This window comes from Piscicoccus intestinalis NBRC 104926 (genome assembly GCF_001515525.1).
Classification (GTDB): Bacteria; Actinomycetota; Actinomycetes; order Actinomycetales; family Dermatophilaceae; genus Kineosphaera; species Kineosphaera intestinalis.
On record NZ_BCNQ01000036.1, the window covers coordinates 1 to 22137 of the forward strand.

Annotated in this window: 26 protein-coding genes and 1 pseudogene; 14 read left to right on the plus strand and 13 right to left on the minus strand. The window is 70.4% G+C overall.

The features are described from left to right. Positions 1-155: 155 nt before the first annotated feature. Genes PINTE_RS07780 through PINTE_RS07795 form a run of 4 tightly spaced genes read left to right on the plus strand, consistent with a single transcriptional unit; the run spans position 156 to position 2418 of the window. Entirely contained in the window at positions 156-710 is a 555-nt protein-coding gene (locus PINTE_RS07780) for a DUF2243 domain-containing protein (RefSeq protein ID WP_084343360.1), read from the plus strand. Continuing rightward, positions 710-1534, plus strand: coding sequence for a cytochrome c oxidase assembly protein (locus PINTE_RS07785; RefSeq protein WP_068428298.1), 825 nt, complete (start codon positions 710-712; stop codon positions 1532-1534). Before PINTE_RS07780 ends, PINTE_RS07785 begins: the two co-directional genes overlap by 1 nt. 33 nt (positions 1535-1567) lie before the next feature. Then, the gene (locus PINTE_RS07790) at positions 1568-1897 is read left to right on the plus strand and encodes an ArsR/SmtB family transcription factor (RefSeq protein WP_068428303.1); all 330 of its coding nucleotides are present in this window, start codon (positions 1568-1570) and stop codon (positions 1895-1897) included. Next, entirely contained in the window at positions 1894-2418 is a 525-nt protein-coding gene (locus PINTE_RS07795) for an SRPBCC domain-containing protein (RefSeq protein WP_068428310.1), read from the plus strand. Before PINTE_RS07790 ends, PINTE_RS07795 begins: the two co-directional genes overlap by 4 nt. 782 nt (positions 2419-3200) lie before the next feature. Here PINTE_RS07795 and PINTE_RS07800 read toward each other — a convergent pair. The 5 genes from PINTE_RS07800 to PINTE_RS07820 all read right to left on the minus strand — a co-directional run bounded on the left by PINTE_RS07800 (position 3201) and on the right by PINTE_RS07820 (position 6769). Beyond that, a complete protein-coding gene (locus PINTE_RS07800; RefSeq protein WP_068428313.1) occupies positions 3201-4427 on the minus strand; it encodes a sensor histidine kinase in 1227 nt (408 codons plus the stop codon). After that, on the minus strand, positions 4400-4942 hold the full coding sequence (locus PINTE_RS07805) for a hypothetical protein (protein WP_157087126.1): 543 nt from the start codon (positions 4940-4942) through the stop codon (positions 4400-4402). Before PINTE_RS07805 ends, PINTE_RS07800 begins: the two co-directional genes overlap by 28 nt. After that, complete coding sequence (locus tag PINTE_RS07810) at positions 4939-5622, minus strand: response regulator (protein ID WP_217996532.1); 684 nt, start codon at positions 5620-5622, stop codon at positions 4939-4941. The genes PINTE_RS07805 and PINTE_RS07810 overlap by 4 nt, the downstream gene beginning before the upstream one ends. Before the next feature lie 111 nt (positions 5623-5733). Next, positions 5734-5961, minus strand: a complete 228-nt coding sequence (locus PINTE_RS07815) for a hypothetical protein (protein ID WP_068428320.1) — start codon at positions 5959-5961, stop codon at positions 5734-5736. 181 nt (positions 5962-6142) lie between these two features. Continuing rightward, positions 6143-6769, minus strand: coding sequence for a TetR/AcrR family transcriptional regulator (locus tag PINTE_RS07820; protein ID WP_068428322.1), 627 nt, complete (start codon positions 6767-6769; stop codon positions 6143-6145). A 157-nt stretch (positions 6770-6926) separates the two neighbouring features. On the opposite strand from PINTE_RS07820, the gene PINTE_RS07825 reads away from it, so the two are divergent. Both PINTE_RS07825 and PINTE_RS07830 read left to right on the plus strand, forming a co-directional pair. Beyond that, positions 6927-8243, plus strand: a complete 1317-nt coding sequence (locus PINTE_RS07825; protein ID WP_068428325.1) for an FAD-dependent oxidoreductase — start codon at positions 6927-6929, stop codon at positions 8241-8243. Between the two features lie 205 nt (positions 8244-8448). Further along, positions 8449-9351 carry an alpha/beta fold hydrolase gene (locus PINTE_RS07830; RefSeq protein WP_068428328.1) on the plus strand — a complete coding sequence of 301 codons (903 nt, stop codon included), beginning with the start codon at positions 8449-8451 and terminating at the stop codon, positions 9349-9351. A gap of 259 nt (positions 9352-9610) precedes the next feature. Here PINTE_RS07830 and PINTE_RS07835 read toward each other — a convergent pair whose 3' ends face one another. The 3 genes from PINTE_RS07835 to PINTE_RS07845 all read right to left on the minus strand — a co-directional run bounded on the left by PINTE_RS07835 (position 9611) and on the right by PINTE_RS07845 (position 13204). Further along, complete coding sequence (locus PINTE_RS07835; RefSeq protein WP_068428337.1) at positions 9611-10852, minus strand: RNA polymerase sigma factor; 1242 nt, start codon at positions 10850-10852, stop codon at positions 9611-9613. 18 nt (positions 10853-10870) lie between these two features. Next, positions 10871-11242 (minus strand): YciI family protein, encoded by a 372-nt coding sequence (locus tag PINTE_RS07840; RefSeq protein WP_068428340.1) that lies wholly within the window; start codon positions 11240-11242, stop codon positions 10871-10873. A gap of 144 nt (positions 11243-11386) precedes the next feature. Then, a complete protein-coding gene (locus tag PINTE_RS07845) occupies positions 11387-13204 on the minus strand; it encodes a glycosyltransferase family 39 protein (protein ID WP_068428347.1) in 1818 nt (605 codons plus the stop codon). Between the two features lie 366 nt (positions 13205-13570). On the opposite strand from PINTE_RS07845, the pseudogene PINTE_RS25020 reads away from it, so the two are divergent. The 4 genes and pseudogenes from PINTE_RS25020 (at position 13571) to PINTE_RS07860 (ending at position 15427) form a co-directional block, all read left to right on the plus strand. After that, a pseudogene (locus PINTE_RS25020) lies at positions 13571-13781 on the plus strand (winged helix-turn-helix domain-containing protein). 153 nt (positions 13782-13934) lie between these two features. Next, entirely contained in the window at positions 13935-14636 is a 702-nt protein-coding gene (locus tag PINTE_RS07850; RefSeq protein WP_068428350.1) for a hypothetical protein, read from the plus strand. Beyond that, positions 14633-15094, plus strand: coding sequence for a helix-turn-helix domain-containing protein (locus tag PINTE_RS07855; RefSeq protein WP_068428354.1), 462 nt, complete (start codon positions 14633-14635; stop codon positions 15092-15094). Before PINTE_RS07850 ends, PINTE_RS07855 begins: the two co-directional genes overlap by 4 nt. 90 nt (positions 15095-15184) lie before the next feature. Then, entirely contained in the window at positions 15185-15427 is a 243-nt protein-coding gene (locus tag PINTE_RS07860; protein WP_068428431.1) for a type II toxin-antitoxin system Phd/YefM family antitoxin, read from the plus strand. 238 nt (positions 15428-15665) lie between these two features. On the opposite strand, the gene PINTE_RS07865 is transcribed toward PINTE_RS07860, so the two are convergent. Beyond that, positions 15666-16070, minus strand: coding sequence for a phosphotransferase (locus tag PINTE_RS07865; protein WP_068428356.1), 405 nt, complete (start codon positions 16068-16070; stop codon positions 15666-15668). Next, entirely contained in the window at positions 15976-16278 is a 303-nt protein-coding gene (locus PINTE_RS24205) for a phosphotransferase (protein ID WP_245642844.1), read from the minus strand. Before PINTE_RS24205 ends, PINTE_RS07865 begins: the two co-directional genes overlap by 95 nt. 97 nt (positions 16279-16375) lie before the next feature. On the opposite strand from PINTE_RS24205, the gene PINTE_RS07870 reads away from it, so the two are divergent. The 3 genes from PINTE_RS07870 to PINTE_RS07880 are packed head-to-tail and all read left to right on the plus strand — an operon-like array spanning position 16376 to position 17602. Then, on the plus strand, positions 16376-16609 hold the full coding sequence (locus PINTE_RS07870; RefSeq protein WP_068428362.1) for a type II toxin-antitoxin system ParD family antitoxin: 234 nt from the start codon (positions 16376-16378) through the stop codon (positions 16607-16609). Then, entirely contained in the window at positions 16606-16896 is a 291-nt protein-coding gene (locus tag PINTE_RS07875) for a type II toxin-antitoxin system RelE/ParE family toxin (protein ID WP_068428364.1), read from the plus strand. Before PINTE_RS07870 ends, PINTE_RS07875 begins: the two co-directional genes overlap by 4 nt. Positions 16897-16927: 31 nt before the next feature. Further along, positions 16928-17602 (plus strand): NADPH-dependent F420 reductase, encoded by a 675-nt coding sequence (locus tag PINTE_RS07880; RefSeq protein ID WP_245642845.1) that lies wholly within the window; start codon positions 16928-16930, stop codon positions 17600-17602. Between the two features lie 230 nt (positions 17603-17832). Here PINTE_RS07880 and PINTE_RS07885 read toward each other — a convergent pair whose 3' ends face one another. After that, positions 17833-19419: a 4-hydroxyphenylacetate 3-hydroxylase family protein gene (locus PINTE_RS07885; protein WP_068428370.1), complete on the minus strand. Its 1587-nt coding sequence runs from the start codon at positions 19417-19419 to the stop codon at positions 17833-17835. Positions 19420-19610: 191 nt separating this feature from the next. On the opposite strand from PINTE_RS07885, the gene PINTE_RS07890 reads away from it, so the two are divergent. Further along, entirely contained in the window at positions 19611-20234 is a 624-nt protein-coding gene (locus tag PINTE_RS07890; RefSeq protein ID WP_068428374.1) for a TetR/AcrR family transcriptional regulator, read from the plus strand. A gap of 169 nt (positions 20235-20403) precedes the next feature. Here PINTE_RS07890 and PINTE_RS22625 read toward each other — a convergent pair whose 3' ends face one another. Both PINTE_RS22625 and PINTE_RS07895 read right to left on the minus strand, forming a co-directional pair. Further along, entirely contained in the window at positions 20404-20589 is a 186-nt protein-coding gene (locus PINTE_RS22625) for a hypothetical protein (RefSeq protein ID WP_157087127.1), read from the minus strand. A gap of 326 nt (positions 20590-20915) precedes the next feature. Continuing rightward, on the minus strand, positions 20916-22127 hold the full coding sequence (locus PINTE_RS07895; protein WP_068428375.1) for an ATP-binding protein: 1212 nt from the start codon (positions 22125-22127) through the stop codon (positions 20916-20918). Positions 22128-22137: the final 10 nt, after the last annotated feature.

The following is a 22137-nucleotide window of genomic DNA, read 5'->3' on the forward strand; positions in this document are numbered from 1 at the left end:
CGGCCCTGAAGGCGCTCGGCCCCGAAGAGCCGCCGTTCTGAGTCGGTGTGCACCACGGGTGTGTGGACACGGTTTCGGATCGCGGTCGGCCCGATCGGATGCGAGGGTGAGGGCGCCCGGGCAGCCCTCTCGGGCCGAGTGCGAGGAGGCCCGCCATGTCCCACCCCGACCACGCCGGAGGGGGCGCGGCCGACGTCGCGGCCGATCGTCCGCCCCTCCCGCCCCGCCCGGTGAGCATCCGGCTGCCCGGCGTGCTGCTCGGCATCGGCCTGGGCGGCTTCCTCGACGGCATCCTGTTGCATCAGCTGCTGCAGTGGCACCACATGCTCTCCAGCTCGGGCCGCGACCGGCTCGGCCTCGACGTCTACGACCCTGCGACCGTGCCCGGACTGCAGATGAACACCGTGTGGGACGGCATCTTCCACACCACGACGTGGCTGTGCACGCTCGCCGGACTCGGCATCCTCTACGCACGGGTCAGCCGAGAGCGACGTGCCGTCTGGGGTTCGCGGGTGCTGTGGGGCTGGGTCCTGTTCGGGTGGGGGCTGTTCAACCTCGTCGAGGGGACCGTCAATCACCACCTCCTCGGCATCCACCACGTGCGCTCCGGTCCGAACGAACTCGCCTGGGACCTGGGATTCCTCGCTCTCGGAGCGGCGCTCATGTCGATCGGTTGGGGGATGACCCGCCGAGCGCGGCCGGCGCTCTGATGCACGACCACGGCTCCGGTGCACCGTTCGGTCCGGACCTGCTGTTGCCCGCCGTGGTGGCCACGCTGACGCTGGCCTACATTGTGCTCGCCCTGCGCGCGGCGGCAGTCGGCGGCGGCCGGTGGCCCGTGCGACGGTCAGCGGTGTTCGTTCTCGGAGCGGGTCTGGTGCTGTGGGCGCTGACCGGCCCGCTGGCCGCGGACGACACCTTCGCGGCGCACATGGCCAAGCACCTGCTCGTCGGCATGCTGGGGCCGTTCCTCATGGTGCTCGGCGCGCCGATGCGGCTGCTGCTGCGCTGGGGGCCGCGGGCCTGGCGATCCCGGATCGGGGCACTCCTGCACGCGCGACCCGTCCGGTTCGTCGCCCACCCGGTCGTTGCACTGATCCTGGCCGTCGGTCTGCTGCCGGTGGTGTACGCGACGCCCCTGCATTCCGCGGCCACCGCCTCCGCGTGGGGGCATGCCGCGTTGCATGGACACTTTCTGGCCAGCGGCTACCTGTTCGCGTGGGTCATCTGCGGCCCCGACCCCGCACCCGCGCGCCCCTCCGTGCCCGCGCGGCTGGTCGTGTTGGGCGTCGCGGTGGCCGTGCATGCCACCGTCTCTCAGCTCATGTACGCCGGGTTCTTCCCCGCCGACGTCGAGCCCGTCGACCTGCGTCGCGGCGCCACGCTCATGTACTACGGCGGCGACCTCGTGGAACTTGCGCTGGCCCTGGTGCTGGTGACCCAGTGGCGACCCGGCCGAGCCGCCTCGGCAGCCGCAGCCGCGCCCGGCCCGACGAGGAGTCGGACAGGCCAGGCGCGAGCAGCCAACCGTTGACATGTGACTAAAAGGTCACCTATCGTCGTTCACGTGGACGACGACCTGGTGTTCAAGGCGCTGGCCGACCCGACGCGGCGGCTGCTTCTCGATGCGCTGTTCACCAAGGGTGGACGCACCCTCGGCGAGCTGGAACAGGTCGTGGCCGAACGCACGGAGATGACGCGATTCGGGGTGTCGAAACACCTCAAGCTGCTCGAGCAGGCCGACCTCGTCGTCTCTCGCAAGCAGGGCCGGGAGAAGCTGCACTACCTCAACCCGGTCCCCATCCGGTTGATCCACGACCGCTGGATCGACAAGTTCACGCAGCACCACGTCACGGCCCTGGCCGATCTCAAACGACAGCTGGAGGACAAGCCATGAGCAGCACCGACGACCTGACGATGACCGACGGCACCGACCGCAACGCACCCGACGTGCAGGTGTTCCGGGTCTACATCGAGGCGACCGCGCAGCAGGTGTGGGACGCCATCACGAGCAAGGAGTTCAGCACCAAGTACGGCTACGGCGGCGAGGTGTTCTACGACCTCGTCGCCGGCGGCGAGTACCGCAGCGACACCACCGCCGAGATGAAGCAGATGGGCATGGGCGACGTCGCGGTCACCGGCCAGGTGCTGGAGGCCGACCCGCCGCACCGACTCGTGCAGACCTGGATCGCCGCCTGGCACAGCGAGGAGACCACGCTGACGTGGGAACTCGTCGAGTACGGCGGCCCGCTCACCGGCCTGACCCTGACCCACGACTGCACCGGCGCGCAGAACACCGCCCGCGACATCGAGGGCACCGGCAACGCCGAGCAGGGTGGCGGCGGCTGGCCGTGGGTGCTCGCCGGCCTCAAGACCTACCTGGAGACGGGGCGCCAGATGGTCGGCTCCGGCTCCTGAGTCGACCACCCGCGGCGAGGCCGGTCGCCAGCCGGCCTCGCCGCGGTCCTGGGTCTATGCGCGGAATCCGGTTGTCGACCGCTCACTCTCGTGGAGGCGCGGAGCGTCTGGAGCCGGTTCGCTGCGACCTCGCCGGCCCGCTCTCGCAGGTTCGTGGGCTGCCCGGCAGGGCGTGCACGACGATCCCCTGCGCGGCGGCGGTCACCGCGAGGATGCCCGCCCGTGCGCCCGTCACAGCGGGAGGTCCGGGAACGGCTGCGGCCACGGCGAGGGCGGACACCAGCGCCGCAGCTCCTGCTCCGAGCGGTCCCCGAGCGGGATCGGACACGGGGGCGGCCAGCAGACCGTCGGCCGTGCCATGTCGTCGGGCGCAGGTCGCGGCCAGCACTCCCATCGGCCCGATACCGACGAGGACGTGCCCGTCACGACGGAGCCGGCCGTCGATGTCGTCGGTGCAGCACCCGTCTCGGCCGCGTGGGCCACCTGGCCGCCTGCGAACGAGGCGGCCAGCAGGCCCGCCACCGTGGCCGCTCGAGCCCGTGGGAATCGCCGGCGCGCCGCGGCGTTCGTCGTGTGTGTCATCTCGTCCTCCCGTGCCGTGCCTCGGGGGCCCCGATGTCATCGAGACCCGCCGAGGGTGTGTCCCTGACACCACGAGACTGCGAGCGCGACACCGGCTCCAGCATCGGCCTCGATGCTGATCTACGGCTACGTCAGCGCGATGACGCGACGAGGGGCTGCGGCATCCACGGCCGGCGAGCGGGCCTTCGGGCGAACGGTCGTCAGGCCCGGCCCGCGGGGATGCGGGCGCGCACGCGGAACGCCTGCGCCGTGCCGTCGGCCTCGACGTCGCCACCGAGTTCGGCGAGGCGTTCGGCGATGCCGCGCAGGCCCATGCCACACCCGTGACCCGACAGCGCCGCGTCGCGTCCGGCGCCGCCGACGCTGACGACGTGCGTGACCACCGAGTCGTCGTCGATCTGGAAGTGGATGCCGACCCGGCAGCCGCGGCCCTGGTGGCGCAGAGCGTTGGCCAGCGACTCCTGCACGACGCGCAGCACGGCGTGCTGCTCGGCCGGCGGGAGGGCGGCGACGGCCTGAAGTCCGACCGTGCTCACGCGCAGACCGCACGCCCGCGTGCTGTCGACGAGTGCGCCGATGTGCGCGACCAGGTCACCGGAGCCGGTGCGAGCCGAGGGCTCGTCGGCGGGCTCCGGCGGTTCGGACAGGAAGCCCAGCAGGCTTCGCAGCTCCTGCATCGCGGACGTGCTCGTGGCCGTGATGTGCCCGAGCGCGTCGGTGACCCGGGGGTCCCCGGGCGGCAGGGCGCGGGCCCCGGCCGCCTGCATCGTGATCGCCCCGATCGTGTGCGACAGAACGTCGTGCAACTCCCGCGCCAGGGCGACGCGGTCCTGCTGGCGCGTCAGGTGCAGGCGCGCCGCGAACACCTCGTCGCGCAGCCGCAGCATCTGCGCGTTGCGGTAGGTCACCTGACCGGCCATCCACACGAGCGCGGTCAGCACCGCCCACAGCGCGGCGTTGAGCGCGGTGCCGAGGCGATCGACCCCGCTGAGCGCGGCGGCGTTGGCGGCGTTCAGCAGCCACGGGGCGGCACTGGCACTCAGGTATGGCCAGGCGCGGCGGGTCGGAATCCGGCGCGCCAGCTCGTAGAGGGCCAGCAGCAACGCCGTGAACGGCTGGTAGTGGGGCAGCAGCGCGCCCCAGGCCAGGGAGTACGCCCAGGCCACGGCGAAGCCGGTGGGTGCGTCGCGGCGTTCGTCGAGCAGCACGGCGAAGACCGCGACGGCGCCGATCACGACCACCCAGGTCGGCGCCGCACCGCCCCAGCGCAGCGACCCGTCTCCGCCCCACATGGCCAGGTCGAGCGCCGCGGCCGCGAGGCACACGCACACGCGCGACCAGCGGGGCCGCCACCGTCGCGGTGCGGCCCCGCTCTCGACGCGTGTCGACACCGGCTCCGTCAGCGGCACCCCCAACAGCCCGGCCACAGGTGGCACCACGGCGGACGGACGCCGCCCATCCGGGTGCTCTCCCGGCGTTCGAAGCCGGGGCCATCGGGCGCGGCCGGAGGCTGAGTCGGGTCGGCCGCGCCGGCCGCCAGCAGGAACTCCTCCAGGGCGGTGAAGCGCGCGGGGTCCTCGCCGAGGCTCGGAGTCGGGATGGGCGTGGGCTCCTCGGCGATCGGGAAGTCCAGTTCGACGGCGACGAGCTGGCCCGGCACGGTGTCGTTGCCGAGGATGACGCCGCCGTCGACGACGTACCTGGAGAACTCGGTGTCGACGACCACGCGGAGCCGGTTCACGGCCTCGCCGTCGGCCAGCACCGTCGCGGCCGCGCGCGGGTGCAGGACGACGAACGTGGTCGTGGCCAGGGTGGCGTCACCGAGGAACTCCCCGGTGGTACCGTCGCCGCCGAGGCGCCAGACCGACACGCGAAGCGCCGAATCCGGTTGCCCCGGAGTCTCATCACGGTCCGGCGGCTGGGGGTTGAGTCGATCGGTCATGGTCGGGTCTCCCATCCGAAGGCCGGGATCGGCGCGGCCCCGCAGCGATACGCGAGCACGACGGCCTGGGTGCGGTCCCGGGAGTCTGTCTTGGTCAGGATGCGCGACACGTGCGTGCGCACGGTCGCCTCGCTCACGACGAAGGCCTCGCCGATCTCGCGGTTGGATAATCCGTGCGCCATGAGGCGCAGCACGTCCAGTTCCCGCGGGGTCAGGTCGGCGAGCGGGTCGCCGTCACCGGGGCGCTCCCACGGCTGCTGTCTGCGCAGGGTGTCGAGCACGGGTGAGGTCACCGCCGGGTCCAGCCAGCTGCGGCCGGCCGCCACGGCGCGCACCGCCTCGCCGAGCCGGGTCGGTGCGGAATCCTTGACGAGGAACCCGTCGGCCCCGGCGCGCAGCGCCCGCACCACCGTCTCGTCGTCGTCGAAGGTGGTCAGCGCGAGAACGCGCGGGCGCCCGGCGCCGGAGTCGGCGATGCGGCGGATCGCCTCGGTGCCCGCCAGCAGGGGGAGGCCGAGGTCCATGAGCACGATGTCGGGTGCGAGGTCGCCGGCGGATTCGACGGCGACGAGCCCGTCCCCGGCCTCCCCGACAATGCTCACGTCGTGCTCGGCGGCGAGCAACATGGCGATGCCGGAACGCACCAAGGGGTCGTCGTCGACGACCAACACGCGGATCACACTGCCTCCGTTAGTCGCTCGTGGGTCTGGACTCGCGGAGGGGTTGCGAGGTGGTGGTCGGCAGCCGCCGGCGGTGCGAGGCCGTCAACGGCTGCCGAGGTCTCGGCGCGGCTATTGGGCCACCGTCACCCAGGCGCTGCCGTTCGAGTCGACCGGGTGGTCGGTGTACATCACGCCGCCGCTGGAGTTCGTGTACTTGTAGATCGTCTGCCCGTTCATCACCCGAGTCGCCGTCAGCCTCCAGCCGCCCGTCGCGGACGCGGAGTCCACCGGCAGGGCGGCCAGACCGGCGGTGGCCAGCAGTGCGCTCAGGGCGATGGTCGTCAGCCTCTTGTTCATGTCGTGTCCCTCCCCTCATCGGCAGCGCGGGCTGCGCCACCTGGGATATCGACGCTAAGAACGCGAGAGGGCGCGGATCGTCAGCGCGCAGGCGTATTCCGTCGTACGCGCCCAGGCTGATGCGGGCGGTCGACGTGCGCTGGTAGGGCGCCTGACGGCACTCGGTCGCGCGGCGGCCCGGTCAGGGTGTCTGCCCGGCGCCGGTCGGGGACAGGGGGCCGGTCAGGTAGCGCTGCACGCTGGGGGCGATGAGCGTGACCAGGTCGTCGAGGCTGTGCTCGACCAGCGGCGGCACCCGCAGGATGTAGCGGCCCATCGCGATGCCGACGATGTGGGTGATGGCCGTCGCGATGCGCAGTTGCGGGTCGTCGTCGGGCAGGTGGGGGCGCAGGCCCTCCATCACGGTCGACATGATGAACTCCCGCAGCCGCGCCATCGCCTGCTCGTTACCGAACGCCGACACCACGGCCGCGCGCATCGGTGCCGCGGTCGGCGGCTCGTCCCACAGCTGGAGGTAGGCGCGCGCCAGCCGCTCCCCCCATTGATCGCGCGGTCCGTCGACGGTCTGCAGGACGACCCCGAGCGCGTCGATCGGCAGCTCCATGGAGGCCGTGAACAGGCCCTCCTTGTCGCCGAAGAAGTGTCGGATGAGCCCCGGGTCGACCCCGGCCGAGCCGGCGATCGCCCGCAGGGTCGCGCCCTTGTAGCCGTGCGCGCTGAACTCCGCGCGAGCCGCGCGCAGGATCTCCTCCCGCGTCGAGACGGGCCCCGGCCGACGTCCGGTGCGGCCCGCGCTCTCATCCGACATGTGCGTCTCCCCGGTGCTCCCTCATGACTGCGCCAGTATTCCACAACCGTTGATTTCTACAGATGAAGAGTTCTACAGTTGTGGACATGGCCGCGCGGCGACCGCCGTGAACATCGAGCGGCGACGTCTGACGACTTAACCCACGCCAGGAGGAGTCATGACAACTACGTCTGAGCGCGACACCGGCTCCGAGAAGTCGAACGGGAGCCGCAGCGAGCGCACGACCTGCGTCGTGGTCGGCGGCGGACCGGCCGGAATGGTGCTGGGCCTGCTGCTGGCCCGCGCCGGCGTCCACGTCACGGTGTTGGAGAAGCACGCCGACTTCCTGCGGGACTTTCGCGGCGACACCGTGCACCCTACGACCCTGGACCTGCTCGACGACCTCGGACTGTTCGAGCGGTTCGACGCCCTGCCGCACAGCAAGCTGAGCCGGGCGCGGGTGCAGGACTCGGACGGGCGGGAGGTCACGCTCGTCGACCTGACGCGGCTGCCGCTTCGGCACCCGTACATCGCGATGGTGCCGCAGTGGGACTTCCTCGACCTGCTCGCCGAGGCCGGGCGCGCGGAGCCGACGTTCGACCTGCGGATGCGCCACGAGGTCACCGGTGTGGTGCGCGACGGCGATCGGGTGGTCGGCGTCGACGTCGAGAGCCCGGACGGTCCGATCCGGCTGCTGGCCGATCTCGTCGTCGCCTGCGACGGGCGCTGGTCGCTCGTGCGCCGCGAAACGGGGCTGCCGAAGCGCGAATTCCCGGTCGGCTTCGACGTCTGGTGGTTCCGCATCCCGACCCGGCGCGACCTGGCCGAGTCGCTGCTGCCGCGGTTCAACGACGGCGAGGTGGCAATCGCGATTCCCCGCGAGGGTTACCTGCAGGTGGCCTACCTGGGCCGCAAGGGCAGCGACGCGGCGCTGCGGGCGCGCGGCATCGAGGACTTCCGGGCGCGGATCGCGCGGCTGCTGCCGCAGGCCGCCGATGACGTCGCGGGCATCGCCTCGATGGACGACGTCAAGGTGCTCGACGTGCGCGTCGACCGCCTGAGCCGCTGGCACGCGCCCGGGGTGCTGTGCATCGGCGACGCGGCCCACGCGATGTCGCCCGTCGGGGGAGTCGGCATCAACCTGGCCGTGCAGGACGCCGTCGCCACCGCCCGCCTGCTGGCCGGGCCCCTGCAGCGCGCCGGCTCCGACGGCCCGGTGCGGGAGGCCGACCTGCGTCGGGTGCGGCGCCGCCGCCTCCTGCCCACGGTCGTGGTGCAGGGTGTGCAGCGGGTCATGCATGCGGCACTCATCGACCGCGTCCTCGACGGCGACGTCACCGGCCCGCCCGCCGCGGCCGTGGCGGCGTGGCGTCGGGTTCCGGCCCTGAGCGCGATCCCCGCCCTGCTCATCGGAGTCGGTCCGCGCCCCGAGCGCATCCCGGCCTGGGCCCGCCGGGCTTCGTCGGCGCGCGGTCGGCGGCTCGTGCGTCGCTAGCGGTACCGCGTCCGATCCTCTCCCCATCGTCGCCACCGCCCGGCGAGGAGACGACGGACGCCAACGCCGGGACCATCGGCCCGGTCCGACGGCCCGGTCGACCCGCCCAATCCCCGGCTGCGGGATCAACGTGCCGCATGATGGTGAAAAGTCCACTCTCTTCGGAGGGTTTGGCAACTGCGGGGGGACGAGTCGAAAGGAAACCATGGCCTACTCGACCTGGAGCGTCGCCGTCGAGGGTGGCAGTCTCGGCGGTCTGGATTACGGGGGCGCCGGGCAGGACCTGCTGTTCATCCACACCGCGGGCATGTGCGCCCTGACGTGGGATCCGGTGATCTCGCAGCTGAACGGCTTCCGCGCCGTCTCGATGGACGTGCGCGGACACTCGCTCAGCGCGTCCGCGCCGGTGACCGACGCGGGGTACAACTGGCGTGACGTGCTGACCGTCATCGACGAGCTCGGGCTGAACCGGCCGATCGTCATCGGCCACAACACCGGGGGATTCATGGCGGTGGCGGCCGCCGCCGACAGCCCCGAGCGGTTCCGCGCCGTCATCACCATCGAGTTGAGCCTGCCGCTGGGGTCGCGGCAGGAGGTGCACGACGACCTGCAGATGGCACAGTCCGACGAGTTCATGGACGACCTGTGCGCCCGCTTCGGCTTCGGCCAGGTGGTCGCGTCACAGGAGGAGGTCGAGGCGGCCGCGCGCGAGCAGGCGGCGAACTCCTCCACGGACTGGCTGATGGCCGGGGCCGGCGAGGCGATCGCCGAGGAGACGCGCTACTCGTTCGTGCAGCGACCCGACGGCACGTGGCTGCACACGCCCGACCGCGCGACGCTGCAGCGGCTGTACGAGATCGACATCGACGCCCCGTACTTCCCGACCGCCGACTTGTACGACCTGATCGACGTGCCCCTGCACCTCGTGCAGCCCGAGGCCGGCATGGTCACGCTGACCCCGCCGGAGGTCGAAGCCCTGCTGCAGCGCCGCCCAGACCTGCACGTGCACGCCATCGGCGGTGCGCACCTGGCGCACCGGTCGCACCCCGGCGAATTGGCGTCGATCATCCGGTTCGTCGCCGAGGACCGGTACGAACCCGGGGCCTGATTCGGCCCCGGATCGCGGGTCGAGACGAGAATGACTTACACACTCCCGTGCAACTAATTCGGTCGTCTCGCTGACCTGCGGTGATGCAGAGCGCCTCATCGCCGAGCGCGGAGTATGTAAGCCAACTTCGTCTTCGGCCCATCCGCGCGCGGCACTGTCCGCGACCGCGTCCTCCTGCGAGACCCCTGCAGCGCACATGTCGCAATGACTGCGACACAAGGACATTCGTGATCCGAGGCGCAAGCGCGGTCTGTTTCGCTCAACCGGCCGTCGACCACTCCCGTCTCAGGCCCTCCAAGTGCGCGCGCTGAGACGGGTCGTGGGTGAGCGACAGGGCCTTGTCGAGGGCCTTGAGGGCGTCGGCGTGCCGCCCGGCGCGGGCGAGGAGGTGGGCGCGGGTGACCCACGCGGGCTGGTAGCGGGAGGCGGTGTCACCTGGGCCGGCCTGCGAATCCAGCACGGCCAGACCGGCGTTGGGGCCGTCGACGTCGGCGGTCACCGAGGCGAGCGCGGTGACGGCGCCCAGGCTCGGGGCGAGGTCGACGAGGGCGCGGTGTAGCTGCAGGAGGAGCGTGGGGTCGGGCTCGGTGCCGTCGATGCGGGCGCAGTGGAGCGCCTGGATGGCGGCCTCGAGCTGGAAGCGGCCGAGTTCCCCGAGGCCGTGCGCGGCGGCGAGGTGCGCGCGGCCCCGGTCGATGAGCGCGCGGTTCCAGCGCGACGGGTCCTGGCGTGCGAGCGGCACGAAGCGGCCTTCGTCGTCGGTGCGCGCGGACCGGCGGGCGGCGGAGAGATCGACGAGCGCCGCCAGTCCGCGGACCTCGGCGTCGCGGGGCATCAGCTCGGCGAGCACCTGCGCCAGCTGCAGCCCCTCGGGAGGCAGCCCGCTCGCCTCGGGACCGGTCGACCACTCGATCGTGTACGCGGCGTAGACGGCCTCGAGCAGGGTGTCGAGCCGGTCCGGTAGATCGGAGCGATCCGGGATGCGGAAGGGGATGTGTGCCGCCTTGATCCGCGACTTCGCCCGCGTCAGCCGGGTCGACATCGTCGGCGCGGGCACGGCGTAGGCGCGCGCGATCTGCTCGGCGGTGAACCCGAGAACCGTATTGAGCATCAACGCGGTTCGCGCGTTGGCGGCGATGGCCGGGTGCGCGCAGACGAGCATGAGCTCGAGGCGGCGATCGGGGATCGCGTCGGGGTCGATGTCGTCGAGCACGTGCGGCAGGCCTCCCGCCTCCGGATCGAGCTGCTGCGTGCGGGTGTGTTCGGCGGACTTCCACCGGTCCCGCAGCCGGTTGCGGGCGACGGTGAGCAGCCAGGCGTCGGGGTAGGCCGGGATGCCACTCTCGGGCCAGGCGCGCAAGGCCCGCTCGAAGGCGTCGGCGAGGGCGTCCTCGGCGGCGGCGATGTCGTTGGTGGCCGAGCTGAGCAGGGCCAACAGCCGGCCGTAGCCGGTGCGGGCGCGCTCTTCGGCGACGGCCCGCACCGGCTCTGTCGTGCTCATCGGGTGCTCATCGGGTGCTCAGTGGGTCCAGGCACCGTCGACGTAGGAGGTGCCGGCCGGCCGGACCTCGATGACGCCGAACTGCGCGGCGGGGCACTTCTCGGCCCACCCGATGGCGGCGTCGAGGTCGGGCACGTCGAGCACGAAGACCCCGGCGAGGGCCTCGACGGTGTCGGCGAACGGCCCGTCCTGAACCTCCAGGGAGCCGGTGCGCCGAGTCACCGTCGTCGTGGCGGTGCTGGGCTGGAGCACCTCGGCGGCGACGAGCACCCCGGCGGAGTGCAACGCGTCGGCGTACGCCTGGAAGGCGCGCATGGCGGCCTCCATCGTCTCCGGGTCGATCTCGCCGGCGGCCGGCTCGCGGTAGTGCAGCAGCAGGGAGTAGCGCATGGTCTGATCCTCTCGTCGCTGGGCGACCCGTGTGGCTGCCCGACACCTCCATGACGATCGGCCTCGGCGCGATTCGTCACCCTGCCCCGGGTGTTGTGGATCGGGTTCTGGCAGTCGGGCCACGAGTGCGCGGGGAGACCGCGGTCACGACAGGTCGTAGACGCTCGTGCCGAACATCGTGATGGCGTCGTAGTGCGTTCGGGCCCACTCGCTGATGCGCCACGTGTTCTGCATCGCCGCTGCCGGCCCGCCCCACCAGCGCGGTGCCACGGGCTGTGTGGCCGCCCGGGTCGGTGACGGCTCCGGCACGATGACGTAATAGCGCACCTGGCCCCGGCGCACGGCGTCGAGGAACGCCGGGAGCGCAGGGGTCGCGTCGGTGCCGTGAAATCCACCGATGGGCATGACGGGCACGCGGGCTTGCACCTCGAGGTTGGCGGCCTCGTACGAGCCACGGACCGCGGCGGCCCAAGGGGTGCCCTCCGAGCGGAGGGTGGCGATGAACTCCGGGGAGTAGGTCGTCGGACGGTCCTTGGCGCGCAGGGTGAGCACGGTTCCAGCGACGGGCGGTGCGCCTTGCTGGAGCACGGGGTTGACGCCCCCGTGCGGGGAGTCGATCGTTGCGACGGCGTAACCGGCGGGTGCCAGCGCCACCACGAAGGCGCTGACCAGCGTGACGTTCGACCACCATCGCGAGGGAACCACCAGCAACGCGGCCGCGACGACGACGGTGGCGACCGCCAGCAGAGCCGCCCACCTTGTCGCGCCGTCCCACCCGCCTCGGGCGTACAGACTCACCTCCCAGGCGCCCTGGAGGAGCACCACGCTCGCCACCGTGAGTCGGCCGGGTGCGGGGAGGCGATTCTTTCGCGCCGCATCGACGCCGAGCCCGAGGAGGATCGCTGCCGGCGCCGCCAGCGCAGAGGTGTAGTACGGGTGCACGATTCCGCGCATCAGGCTGATGACGAGCGCATGCGTGAACAGCCAGGTGGCCATCGAGAGCGCCACGGCTCGCGCGAGGTCGTCGCGCGGGAGGCCGCGCCTGCGCCACAGGACCCACAGCAGCGCAGCGGTCGCCGGCAGCAGGATCCAGGAGGACTCGAGGGCGAACTCTCCGGTGAACAGACGGAACGGTCCGGGACCGCCCTCGGGGCCGAGGCGTTGCCACCACGACTCGGTGTTGCCGGCGCTCGCGCTGGGTGTAGAGCGACCGACGATCCGCGCCAACCCGTTGTAGCCGATGACCAGGTCGAGGAACGAGTTAGTTGCGGACTCACCGAGGTAGGGACGCAGGTTCGCCGGCCAAATCTGCAGCAAGAGGACGTACGAGCCGCCGGTCGCGAGCGCGGCCGCGGCTGCCGCGCCGACTCGAGCGGCGCGGCGACGAAGTGGCTCCTGGCCACCCAGCAGCACCAGCAGGGCGAAGGCGGGTGCGGCGATGAGCCCCTCCAGCATCTTGGCCAGGAAGGCCAAGCCCACGGCGGAGCCCGCGAGCAGCGCCCAGGGCCAGGCGGGTCGCCGGACGAGGCGAAGGCTCGCGGCGGCGGCGGCGAGGAGACACAGGTTCATCACGGCGTCGGGGTTGTTGTACCGATAGATGAGGACATTCGCCGGAAGTAGCGCCATGCAGACCGCGGATGGGAGGGCGGCTCGCCAGTCCGTGAGGCGTCGCACGATGGCGTACACCGCCGCGACCGAGACGACGCCCATGAGAACCTGCGGCACGAGGGTGCTCGCGCCGCTGAAGCCGAAGACCCTGGCGGAAAGCGTCATGAGCCACGTCGATAGAGGCGGTTTGTCGACCGTCACGGTGGCACCGGGGTCGATGGCGCCGAACAGCCAAGCCTTGGCGCTGCGGGTTCCGGCCCAGGTCGCTCCGGAGTAGAACGCGTTGCCGAACCCCACCCGATCCAGGTGGTTCAGGTATAGGGCGCCGACGGCCGCGGCGAGCAACGGCGCCACCCAGTGTGGCTGCCCGGCCGGCTCCGTGCGATGTCGCCGGGTGAGTGCATTCGGAACCGTCCGCCCCAAGGGCGCAGTGTCGACAGCCATCGTTCGGCCTCCGTTCGCAACCGACGCAGCGATCGTCACCGGCGGCAGCTGAAGCCACACCAAACGGAGCCGGTGCCGGGCGAGTCGGCTTCAGAGTGGTTTCAGACATGCGTGCTCGTCGCGCGGCTGAGGGCGCTGGCTCGGCGAGGGGCGCCGGAACACCCCGTCACGTTGACCGTCGGCGAGCCCACCCTCGACCCGAACACCCGGCGCGTCACCTGTCGAGGGCAGGAGATCTCGCTGACAGCCAAGCAGTTCGCGGTCCTGCAGTTCCTCATGCGCCACCCCGACGAGGTGCTGTCGAAGGCCGAGATTGTGGGATCCGACCTACGACGGCGGCGAGAACATCGTCGAGGTGTACGTCGGCAATCTGCGCAAGAAGATCGACATCCCCTTTGATCGTCACTCCCTGGAGACGGTGCGCGGCGCCGGCTACCGGCTCCGCCCGGTCGCCCCGGAGGACGGGCGAACTTTCTGTCGTCCGTGAGGACCGGCGCGTCCAGGGCCTCTGCCGCCGCGACGTACCGCGCGTCGTGCGCCGCGAGGTCGTCGCGCAGCTCAGGCGTTCGTCGCTGCGGCGGCTGCGCGGGGTGCAGCTAGCTCGACCCGGTACCGTATCAGAACTGATACGATGAGTGCCATGACACGCTCACCCCGGCTGCAGGCGGTCCTGCGCTCGGCGGCCAGGCTCCAGGAGTTGGTTCCCGATGCTGTCCTCGTCGGGGGTACCGCGTCAGCCCTGCACGCTGGGCATCGGCTGTCACTGGACCACGACCATGTCCTGGCCGATCTCACCGAGCGCTACGCCGAGATTGTCGAAGCGGTCGAGGCCAGCGAGGGCTGGGTGACGTCGGTGCGCGCCAGCAGCCCGCCGCTCACCCCGCTCGGGAGCCTGGACGGTATCGAGGCCGGCCTGCGTCAGCTCCGACGCACACGTCCGCTGGAAGTCGAGGACGTCGACCTCGGAGCCGGGGTCACGGTGCGCGTTCCCACCCTCCCCGAGATGCTCCGCGTCAAGGCGTACCTCGTCGTCCAGCGCAACGCCACCCGTGACTACCTCGACACGGCGGCGCTGATCGACCGGATCGGGGAGGCCGCGGCGGCATCAGTTTTCGTGACGATCGACGACTACTACGCCGACCGGTCGAACGAGGGGGACTCCGTGCTCACCGCAGTGACCCTTCGCTTGGCTGAGCCGACGCCCAAGGATCCACGGGTAACCACCCAGCTGCGGACCTATAAGGAGCTGGACGAGCGGTGGCACGACTGGGCGTCGGTGACCTCGGTCTGCGCCGAAGTTGCCGACCGCCTCCTGGAGCTCACCGAACAGGACCAGCGATGACGTCTCCTGCGCTGCGCCGACTGCGCCACGTGGATGTCGACCCGTCGGATCCCGTGGCCACCTGGCCCTACGAGGCTCTGTTCGCCGTTCTGGAGCGCGGGTCGCTGCGGGACTGGGCTGTGCTCACCGCAGAGATCGGGCGCGACCCGTGGGGCCCCGTGGCGCGCCAGCTGGAGGACTACCTGCGGCAGGAGACCGTGCCCGGCCTCGAGCCCCTCCTGCGCCGAGCAATCGCGCGGGCGCGGCGCCGTGCGGAGCGGACCGAGCGAGCCGCCGTCGCCGCTCGCGTGTCGCAGCTAGTGACTGAATCCGGCCTCAGCCCAGCCGAGTTCGCCGAACGCATCGGCACCTCGCGCAGTCGGCTCTCGACCTATCGCCACGGTCGAGTCACGCCCTCCGCTGCCCTCATGCTTCGCATGGAGCGCGTCGCCCGTGGTCCCAGCGGCCTGGCGCCCTAACCGGGGGACCGGTTGTGCACCGGTAAACAGCTGGCCGCAGCCTTGCTCTCACGTACGTAATGACGTACACCTTCGGTGAAGGAGGCCATCATGACTTCGGTGAGTGCAACGTGGGCCAGGGCCAACCTGTACCGGCTGATCGATCAGGTGAATCAGGAGTCGGAGCCGCTGACCATCACCGGGCAGCGTGGTAACGCCGTGCTCGTTGGCGAGGACGACTGGCGGGCGATCCAGGAGACGCTGTTCATTGGGTCTGTCCCGGGTCTGGCCGAGTCCATCCGCGCCGCGCGAAGCGAGGGTGTCGAGGCTGGTTCGACTGAGCTCGACTGGTGAGTGGTGCTGGGTGGACCGTGGTCTACTCCCGACAGGCCCAGAAGGATGCCCGCAAGCTGGCGTCGTCGGGCCTCAAGACAAAGGCTCAACAGTTGCTCGATCTGTTGGCGCAGGATCCGCTCGGCACGCCACCCCGCTTCGAGAAACTCGTCGGCGATTTGGAGCTTAGTGTGTCACCCCAACACCCCGCGGCGCCCTGACCAGCATCAACACCAGCCAGAACCACCACAAGCCCCCCTCACCTGTGCAAGTCAGGTCGGAGTTGTCGGCGTGCTGGTGCCTCCAACATGCTCCAGGCGTAGAGGAAGTCGATGGATCGGTCGCCCACGCCCATCCCCCCGAAGTCGATCACCCCTGCCAGGCTCCCGTCGGGGTGAACCAGGAGGTTCTCCGAAGACACATCGCAGTGGACGAGGCACGGCAGCTCCGTCGCGGGCGGGACTCTTCGCAGGCGCCGCCAGGCCTCGTGAACGGCCGCCTCGTCGAAGAGATCGGCGAGCTCCGAAGCGGCGCGGTCGGCCCATTCGTCGATTGTGTCCGTGACCGGTTCACCGCAGCGGTATCCCCAGTTCGCCCACAGCCACGATTCTCGGCACAGGGGACGGGAGTCTGGCAGCGAGGTGGGGGAGCCAGCGCACCTCATTGAGAAGGTCGGGGACGTAGCTGTCGGTACGAGGCAGCCGAACGGCAAGCTCCTCGCCCAGACGGAAGACCCAGTTGCTGCTGCCGGATGTGGAGCTCGCACGAACCGGCAGATGAGCCAAGTGAGGCACCTGTTCAAGCAATAGCCGCGTGACCATCTCGGGCCCGGGCGCGATCTCGGATGAAGCGTTGCCGGCGGAAGTCGTCACCGTGCCCATGCTGGCCGCTGCCGCTCTCCGGGCAAACCGGGTTTCGCGCAGGGACGTCGCCGACTAGCGCTTACCAAAGATTGGTATTATCCAGCGCATGGCGCGCAACACCTCGATCAGTCTCGATGAGCACTTCACGAACTTCCTCGCCCGCGAGGTGGCTTCCGGTCGCTATCGCAACGCCAGTGAGGTCGTCCGCGCCGGGCTGCGGCTACTTGAGGATGAGGAGACGCGCCTCGCGGCTCTGCGCCAGGCACTCGTCGCCGGTGAGGAGAGCGGCCCTGCCGAAGAGTTCGACTTCGACGCCTTCATCGCGGCCAAGAAGCAGTGACCCGCTATCGGCTCACCCCTGCAGCCCAAAGAGACCTTTCTTCGATCTGGGACTACACCGAGGACCGGTGGGGAAGCCAGCAGGCGGAGAGCTACACCCTGGAGATCAAAGCCGCCATCGAGCGCGTCGCGGCCGACCCGAGGCTGGCGCGCGCGTGTGGGGAGATCCGAGCCGGATATCGCCGCCATGGCGTGGGCAGCCACATGCTGTTCTACGTCGAGAGCGGCGCCGGGGTTGACGTGATCCGCATCCGCCACCAGCGGATGGATCCAACGCGCCACCTCTGACGGAACACCTATCCGCAACCCGGTACTCACGGTGCACGACCGCGTCCTCGCCGCCCGCCTCGCAGGGCTCGGCCAGGAGGTCGTCATTGGCACCCGCGACCCGCGGGCCACCCTCGCCCGCACCGAACCCGACGCCCTCGGCACCGTGCCCTACGCCCGGTGGGCCGCCGAGCACACCAACGTCCGCCTGCTGCAGCTCGCCGAGGCCGGCGCCTTCGCCGAGCTGGTCATCAACGCGAGCAACGGCGCGAACAGCCTTGCCGCGATCGAGGGCGTCGGGGCGGAGAACCTCGCGGGCAAGGTGCTCATCGACGTCGCGCTGCCGCTCGACCTGAGCCAGGGCATGCCGCCCATGCTCACCGTCGCCAACACCGACAGTCTCGGCGAGCAGCTGCAGCGCGCCTTCCCCGAGGCCAAGGTCGTCAAGACGCTCAACACCGTCTTCTGCGAGGTCATGGTCGACCCGTCCCGCATCCCCGGCGAACACAACCTCTTCATCGCCGGCGACGACGGGCAGGCCAAGCAGGTCGCGCTCGGCATCCTCGAGTCGTTCGGCTGGCACCGCGACGCCGTCATCGACCTCGGCGGCATCATCGGCGCCCGCGGATCGGAGATGTACATGCGCCTGTACTTCCAGCTCGCCCAGCTCCTCGGCACCTTCGACGTGACCATCCAGGTGAAGCGCGGCGACACCGCCGGCCGTTGATCACCGGCCCCCAGACCCAGAAAGAGGAACCGTCATGGCCATCTCGATGACCCTGCAGTACGACACGCTCACCGTTGACGACTACGCCGCCGCAGGCCGCGCTCTCGACTTTCCCGGCCGCTGGCCCGAGGCCTCCTGCACCACGACAGTGCCGTCATCGACGGCAAGCTTCGCGTGTACGAGGTGTGGAATTTCGTGACCGTCGACGGGGTGCAGGCTCCGTGAGGACGTCAGGGGGTGTTCTGCGTCTTCGAGGGGTTCGGGAGGGGGATCATCAGCGGCTGGCCGGGTGGTGTGCATCCGGTGGCGCAGCACCGGCCGGGTTGACGGTTCCTGGTGATCGAGCGTCCCGACGAGTGCTCGGCTGCTGCCAGTCCGCGATCGAGCAGCCGTTCGACGAGTTCGACCTTGGAACCGACGGGGTAGTTGCGCCAGATCTCCTGCTTCATGGCGGCCGGGGAGCCTCCCCCGTGCAGGCTGATCACGGAGTACCAGCCGCCTTGATAGGACGCCGTCAGATCCTCCAGGAAGCGTGCCACCTGGATGCGCTGCTCATATGGCACGTCCGGGTTGGCCTGGAGCACCTCGGACAGGCGCGCCGCTGTCGCAGGGTTGTGGTCCTCGTCAGGTCCCGGCAGAGCGACGATGAGGCCGCCGGACACCTGGTGGGCGAGGCGGTGCATGTCGTAGATCTGCGTGGACAGCAGCAACTTGCCGATGTTGGAGAACACCGGATCGGGCATGAACGACCCGGAATGCTCGTCCTGCGTGGCGTAGACGCTGGCTGCGACCCCGCAGGCGTAGAACCCCTCGGTGATGGTGATGAGTTCGACCATGGGGTCGCGGAGTGCCGCCTTCCGGTCGGGATCGAGGCCGTTGGCCTCGCACATGAGTGTCCCTGCGCCGATGAGCAGGTCGCCGAAACCGGCGCGCGCGGCGATGCAGCTGTGCCGGTGGTGGGTGGCGTAGCTGTACGTCAGGACGTGGCTGCGTTCCCACTCGCCGTCGAGGAAGACCCGCTCCCAGGGAACGAACACGTCGTCGAAAAGAACGACGGCGGTCGACTGGCCGTACCGTCGCGAGAACAGCGGGTCACCGTGTTCGGGCCGCTCCCCGGGCCGACCTGCCGGCCGCGCCACGATTGTCACGCCTTCCGCGTCGACCGGAACCGCGCAGCACACGGCGAAGTCGGCGTCGTCGGCGCCCATGTTGCGGCTCGGCATGACGAGGAGTTCGTGCATGTAGGGCGCGCCCGTCACGATGGCCTTCGCGCCGCTGATACGGATCCCGCGGGCGTCGCGGCTCACGACATGGACGTAGGCGTCTGCCCGGTTCTGCTGATGCGGTTTGAGGCTGCGGTCACCCTTGGCGTCGGTCATCGCCACCCCGAGGGCCAGGTCTCTGTCCTGGACGTCGGCTAGGTATGCGGCGAACCGTTCCCGCTGTTCACGGCCACCGCGGGCGTCGTCGATGTGTGCGACCGCCTGATGGATGCCGTTGAGGGCGTCGTGGGCCAGATACCGCTGGGCGCATCCGGTCTCTTGGCAGAGGTGGCGGACGGCTTCGAGCTTGTTGAGCAGGTCGGAGGGGTCGGCGTCGATATGCAGCATCCGGTCGACGATCCTGTTGCGGTCGCGGGCCACGGCCAGGGCGATGGGCTCGAGTTCGGGACGCAGGGCGTAGTCGTACGTGTACGCCAATGCGTTCACGCCCGGTCGCAGCATCGGCTCGTCGGCAACGTTGTCGATCCGGCATCCGTCGACATAGACGACGGGATTCAGCCCGCGCAGGGACTCGCGGAAGTCGTCTCCGCTCATCAATGGTGCGCGGGTGTTCGCCTCGGGGTGTGTGGTGTCGTGCGGCAAGACAACTCCTCAGGTGCAGAGCGGGCTCGGAGCCAGGCGGGCCGAGAAGGGCTGAACTGCCAGGGCCGTTGAGCGAGGTTCATTCTTCTGAACAGTGTTCAGAAGGTAGCATCATCGTCCAGTTCCTGGGTAGAGGGAGTGCCATGTCCGACGACGCACGCGCCGAGCGCCTGGCCGCCGTGAACGAAGCCAAGCGCGCCCACATCCTCGGATCAGCGCTGCGGGTGTTCGCGCGCGACGGCCTGCAGAAGGCGAGCATCCGCGCGATCGCGAACGAGGCCGGGTACGCCCCCGGGGCGATCTATGGGTACTTCTCGACGAAGGACGACATCTACGCCGCCGCCCTCGAGGAGTCCCTGACACGGTTGCGCGCCGCAACCGAGGCGACGGCCACCTTGCCTGGTGAAGGTGGGCCGGCGATGCGGTACCAGGCCGCCTCCCTGGCGTTCTACGACTTCTACGACGCCAACCCGCAGGACCTCGACATGGGTTTCTACCTGTTCTCCGGCGGCGTGGCCCCCCGAGGGCTCACCGACAGCCACATCAACCGCCGGCTCAATGCCGCCCTTATCGCCGCACTGGCCCCGATCCGTGAAGCGGCAGAGGAGGTTTTCGGGGCCGATGCCTCCGCGCGCGTCGCTGCGGACACGTTCGCTCACGCGTCAGGCTTGCTCCTGCTGCGCCACACTCGCCGACTCGACCTCTTCGAACTGGACGCCCGCGACCTCATGAAGCGTTACCTGCATACCCAGCTCGCGACGACTTGAGCCTTGCGGCCCGGCGCCTTCGCGGAGCTGGTCATCAACGCCAGCAACGGTGCGAGCAGCCTGGCAGCCCTGCAGGCGTGGGGTCCGCTGAGACAAGGCAACACCGCGATCCGTGAGGAGCCGGCCATCGTCGCCATCGCCCAGGCCTACGGCGTCACGGTTCCGCAGGTCATCGTGTGCTGGATCGATCGTCCAGCGACGCGCCACGCTCGTCGCAAAGAGCACCCACGCCGAGCCGCTGCTCGCCCACATCGACGTCTACGACTTCGCGCTCGCCGACGACGAGATGGCCGCCATCAGCGCTCTCGACAAGAAGCAGCCCAACGCCGGGTTCACCCACCGGGACCCCCCACATGCTGAAGCTCCTTCAGCGGTTCGACTGAGCGGCACGACAGAGGCGGGCCCCGGAACCTTGAACTGCCCGGGGCTCGTCGCGCCCAGGTGCCGGAGCGTGCTCATCGGCATGACACCGCGACCACGCGCGGCCGCGCCATGAGCGGACGTTCGCAGCCGGGGTGGGCCCGGGCTTGGTCGCGACACTGCGGCCTGGCTCGCCTCCCTCCGGCGTCTCATTTCTCACGCCAACGGGGCCGTTTGTCGGCTCACTTGTCCCACGCAACTCGCGAGAGTCTCACTTTGACGCGTTGCGGACACCACTGCTCGCCACGCTCGCCACGTGAGTCACGCCGTGTTGCGCAGGTACTTTCCGAAGTGCGGAACCGTGAACGCGATGCGGCCGCGTTCGCCGGAGTAGATCAGGCCCTTCTTCAACAGCCCGTCCCGCGCGGGAGACAGCGACTGCGGCTTGCGGTTTAGGTGCTTGGCGACCGTGGCGGTGGGCACCGACTCCGTCTCGTCCAACTCCTCGCCGGCGGCGAACAACTCGGCCGCCACGTCGGCCATCGCGCGCAGGTATTCGCGCTCGCCGGGGGTGGCGCGTTCGAAGCGCGAGCCGAAGAAGCCGACTCCCAGTTCCTCCTCGGCCTCCGGGCTGGCGACCGTCACGTCGTCGGCCGTGATCGGCGACTTCGGCGCCACGTCCCACGCCACCTTGCCGTACGCCTGGATGAAGTACGGGTAGCCGCCCGTCGCGTGGTACATCGCCTCCAGCGCGTCGGCGCCCCACTCCGTCTCTTCCTCGCGGGCCGGAGACTGCAGCGCCAACTCCGCTGCATCCCGGTCCAGGCGGTCGATCCGGGTGTAGCGAAACAGCCTCTCCGAGTAGGACTTCGACGCCGATAGCAGCGCCGGCAGGTGCGGCAGGCCGGCGCCGACGACGATCACCGGCAGACTGTTCTGGCTGATCTCGTGGCACGCCGCGCACAGCGCCGACACGTCATCGGCCCCCAGGTCCTGCATCTCGTCGATGAAGATCGCCACGCCCTTGCCCACGTCGGCCGCCAGCCCGCCTACGTCCGTGAGCAACTCGACGAGATCGATCTCGATGTCGCCCGAGTCGGCCCGCCCCGTCTGCGCCGGCGCGTCGATACCCGGCTGCCACTTGTCGCGCAGCTTCGCGTTCGCCGGCGCCTCCCGCAGCGCGAACGCCTTGATGACGCCCAGCACCTGGTCGACCTCTTCCGAGGCGGGGTGCCCCAATTCGCGCACCGCCACGTGCAGCGCCGCGCTCATCGGCCGCCGCAGCCCCTGCTCCGGCCGCGCCTCGAACTTGCCCGAGCCCCAGCCCGCCCGCACCGCCGTGCCGCGTAGCGCGTTGAGCAGCACCGTCTTGCCCACGCCGCGCAGGCCCGTCAGCACGATCGAGCGCTCCGGGCGCCCTCGGGCGATGCGCTCGAGCACCACCTCGAACGTGCGCAGCTGCTCGTCACGACCGGCCAGCTCCGGCGGGCGCTGCCCGGCTCCGGGCGCGTAAGGGTTGCGAATCGGGTCCACGCGAGCAATC

What these genes read in the sequence shown, in the direction of transcription:
- PINTE_RS07780 (WP_084343360.1), top strand. Translation starts at nt 156, where the DNA reads ATGTCCCACCCCGACCACGCCGGAGGGGGCGCGGCCGACGTCGCGGCC.
- PINTE_RS07785 (WP_068428298.1), top strand. Translation starts at nt 710, where the DNA reads ATGCACGACCACGGCTCCGGTGCACCGTTCGGTCCGGACCTGCTGTTG.
- PINTE_RS07795 (WP_068428310.1), top strand. Translation starts at nt 1,894, where the DNA reads ATGAGCAGCACCGACGACCTGACGATGACCGACGGCACCGACCGCAAC.
- PINTE_RS07805 (WP_157087126.1), bottom strand. Translation starts at nt 4,942, where the DNA reads ATGACCGATCGACTCAACCCCCAGCCGCCGGACCGTGATGAGACTCCG.
- PINTE_RS07815 (WP_068428320.1), bottom strand. Translation starts at nt 5,961, where the DNA reads ATGAACAAGAGGCTGACGACCATCGCCCTGAGCGCACTGCTGGCCACC.
- PINTE_RS07820 (WP_068428322.1), bottom strand. Translation starts at nt 6,769, where the DNA reads ATGTCGGATGAGAGCGCGGGCCGCACCGGACGTCGGCCGGGGCCCGTC.
- PINTE_RS07825 (WP_068428325.1), top strand. Translation starts at nt 6,927, where the DNA reads ATGACAACTACGTCTGAGCGCGACACCGGCTCCGAGAAGTCGAACGGG.
- PINTE_RS07830 (WP_068428328.1), top strand. Translation starts at nt 8,449, where the DNA reads ATGGCCTACTCGACCTGGAGCGTCGCCGTCGAGGGTGGCAGTCTCGGC.
- PINTE_RS07835 (WP_068428337.1), bottom strand. Translation starts at nt 10,852, where the DNA reads ATGAGCACGACAGAGCCGGTGCGGGCCGTCGCCGAAGAGCGCGCCCGC.
- PINTE_RS07840 (WP_068428340.1), bottom strand. Translation starts at nt 11,242, where the DNA reads ATGCGCTACTCCCTGCTGCTGCACTACCGCGAGCCGGCCGCCGGCGAG.
- PINTE_RS07850 (WP_068428350.1), top strand. Translation starts at nt 13,935, where the DNA reads ATGACACGCTCACCCCGGCTGCAGGCGGTCCTGCGCTCGGCGGCCAGG.
- PINTE_RS07855 (WP_068428354.1), top strand. Translation starts at nt 14,633, where the DNA reads ATGACGTCTCCTGCGCTGCGCCGACTGCGCCACGTGGATGTCGACCCG.
- PINTE_RS07860 (WP_068428431.1), top strand. Translation starts at nt 15,185, where the DNA reads ATGACTTCGGTGAGTGCAACGTGGGCCAGGGCCAACCTGTACCGGCTG.
- PINTE_RS07865 (WP_068428356.1), bottom strand. Translation starts at nt 16,070, where the DNA reads ATGAGGTGCGCTGGCTCCCCCACCTCGCTGCCAGACTCCCGTCCCCTG.
- PINTE_RS07870 (WP_068428362.1), top strand. Translation starts at nt 16,376, where the DNA reads ATGGCGCGCAACACCTCGATCAGTCTCGATGAGCACTTCACGAACTTC.
- PINTE_RS07885 (WP_068428370.1), bottom strand. Translation starts at nt 19,419, where the DNA reads ATGAGCGGAGACGACTTCCGCGAGTCCCTGCGCGGGCTGAATCCCGTC.
- PINTE_RS07890 (WP_068428374.1), top strand. Translation starts at nt 19,611, where the DNA reads ATGTCCGACGACGCACGCGCCGAGCGCCTGGCCGCCGTGAACGAAGCC.
- PINTE_RS22625 (WP_157087127.1), bottom strand. Translation starts at nt 20,589, where the DNA reads ATGTGGGGGGTCCCGGTGGGTGAACCCGGCGTTGGGCTGCTTCTTGTC.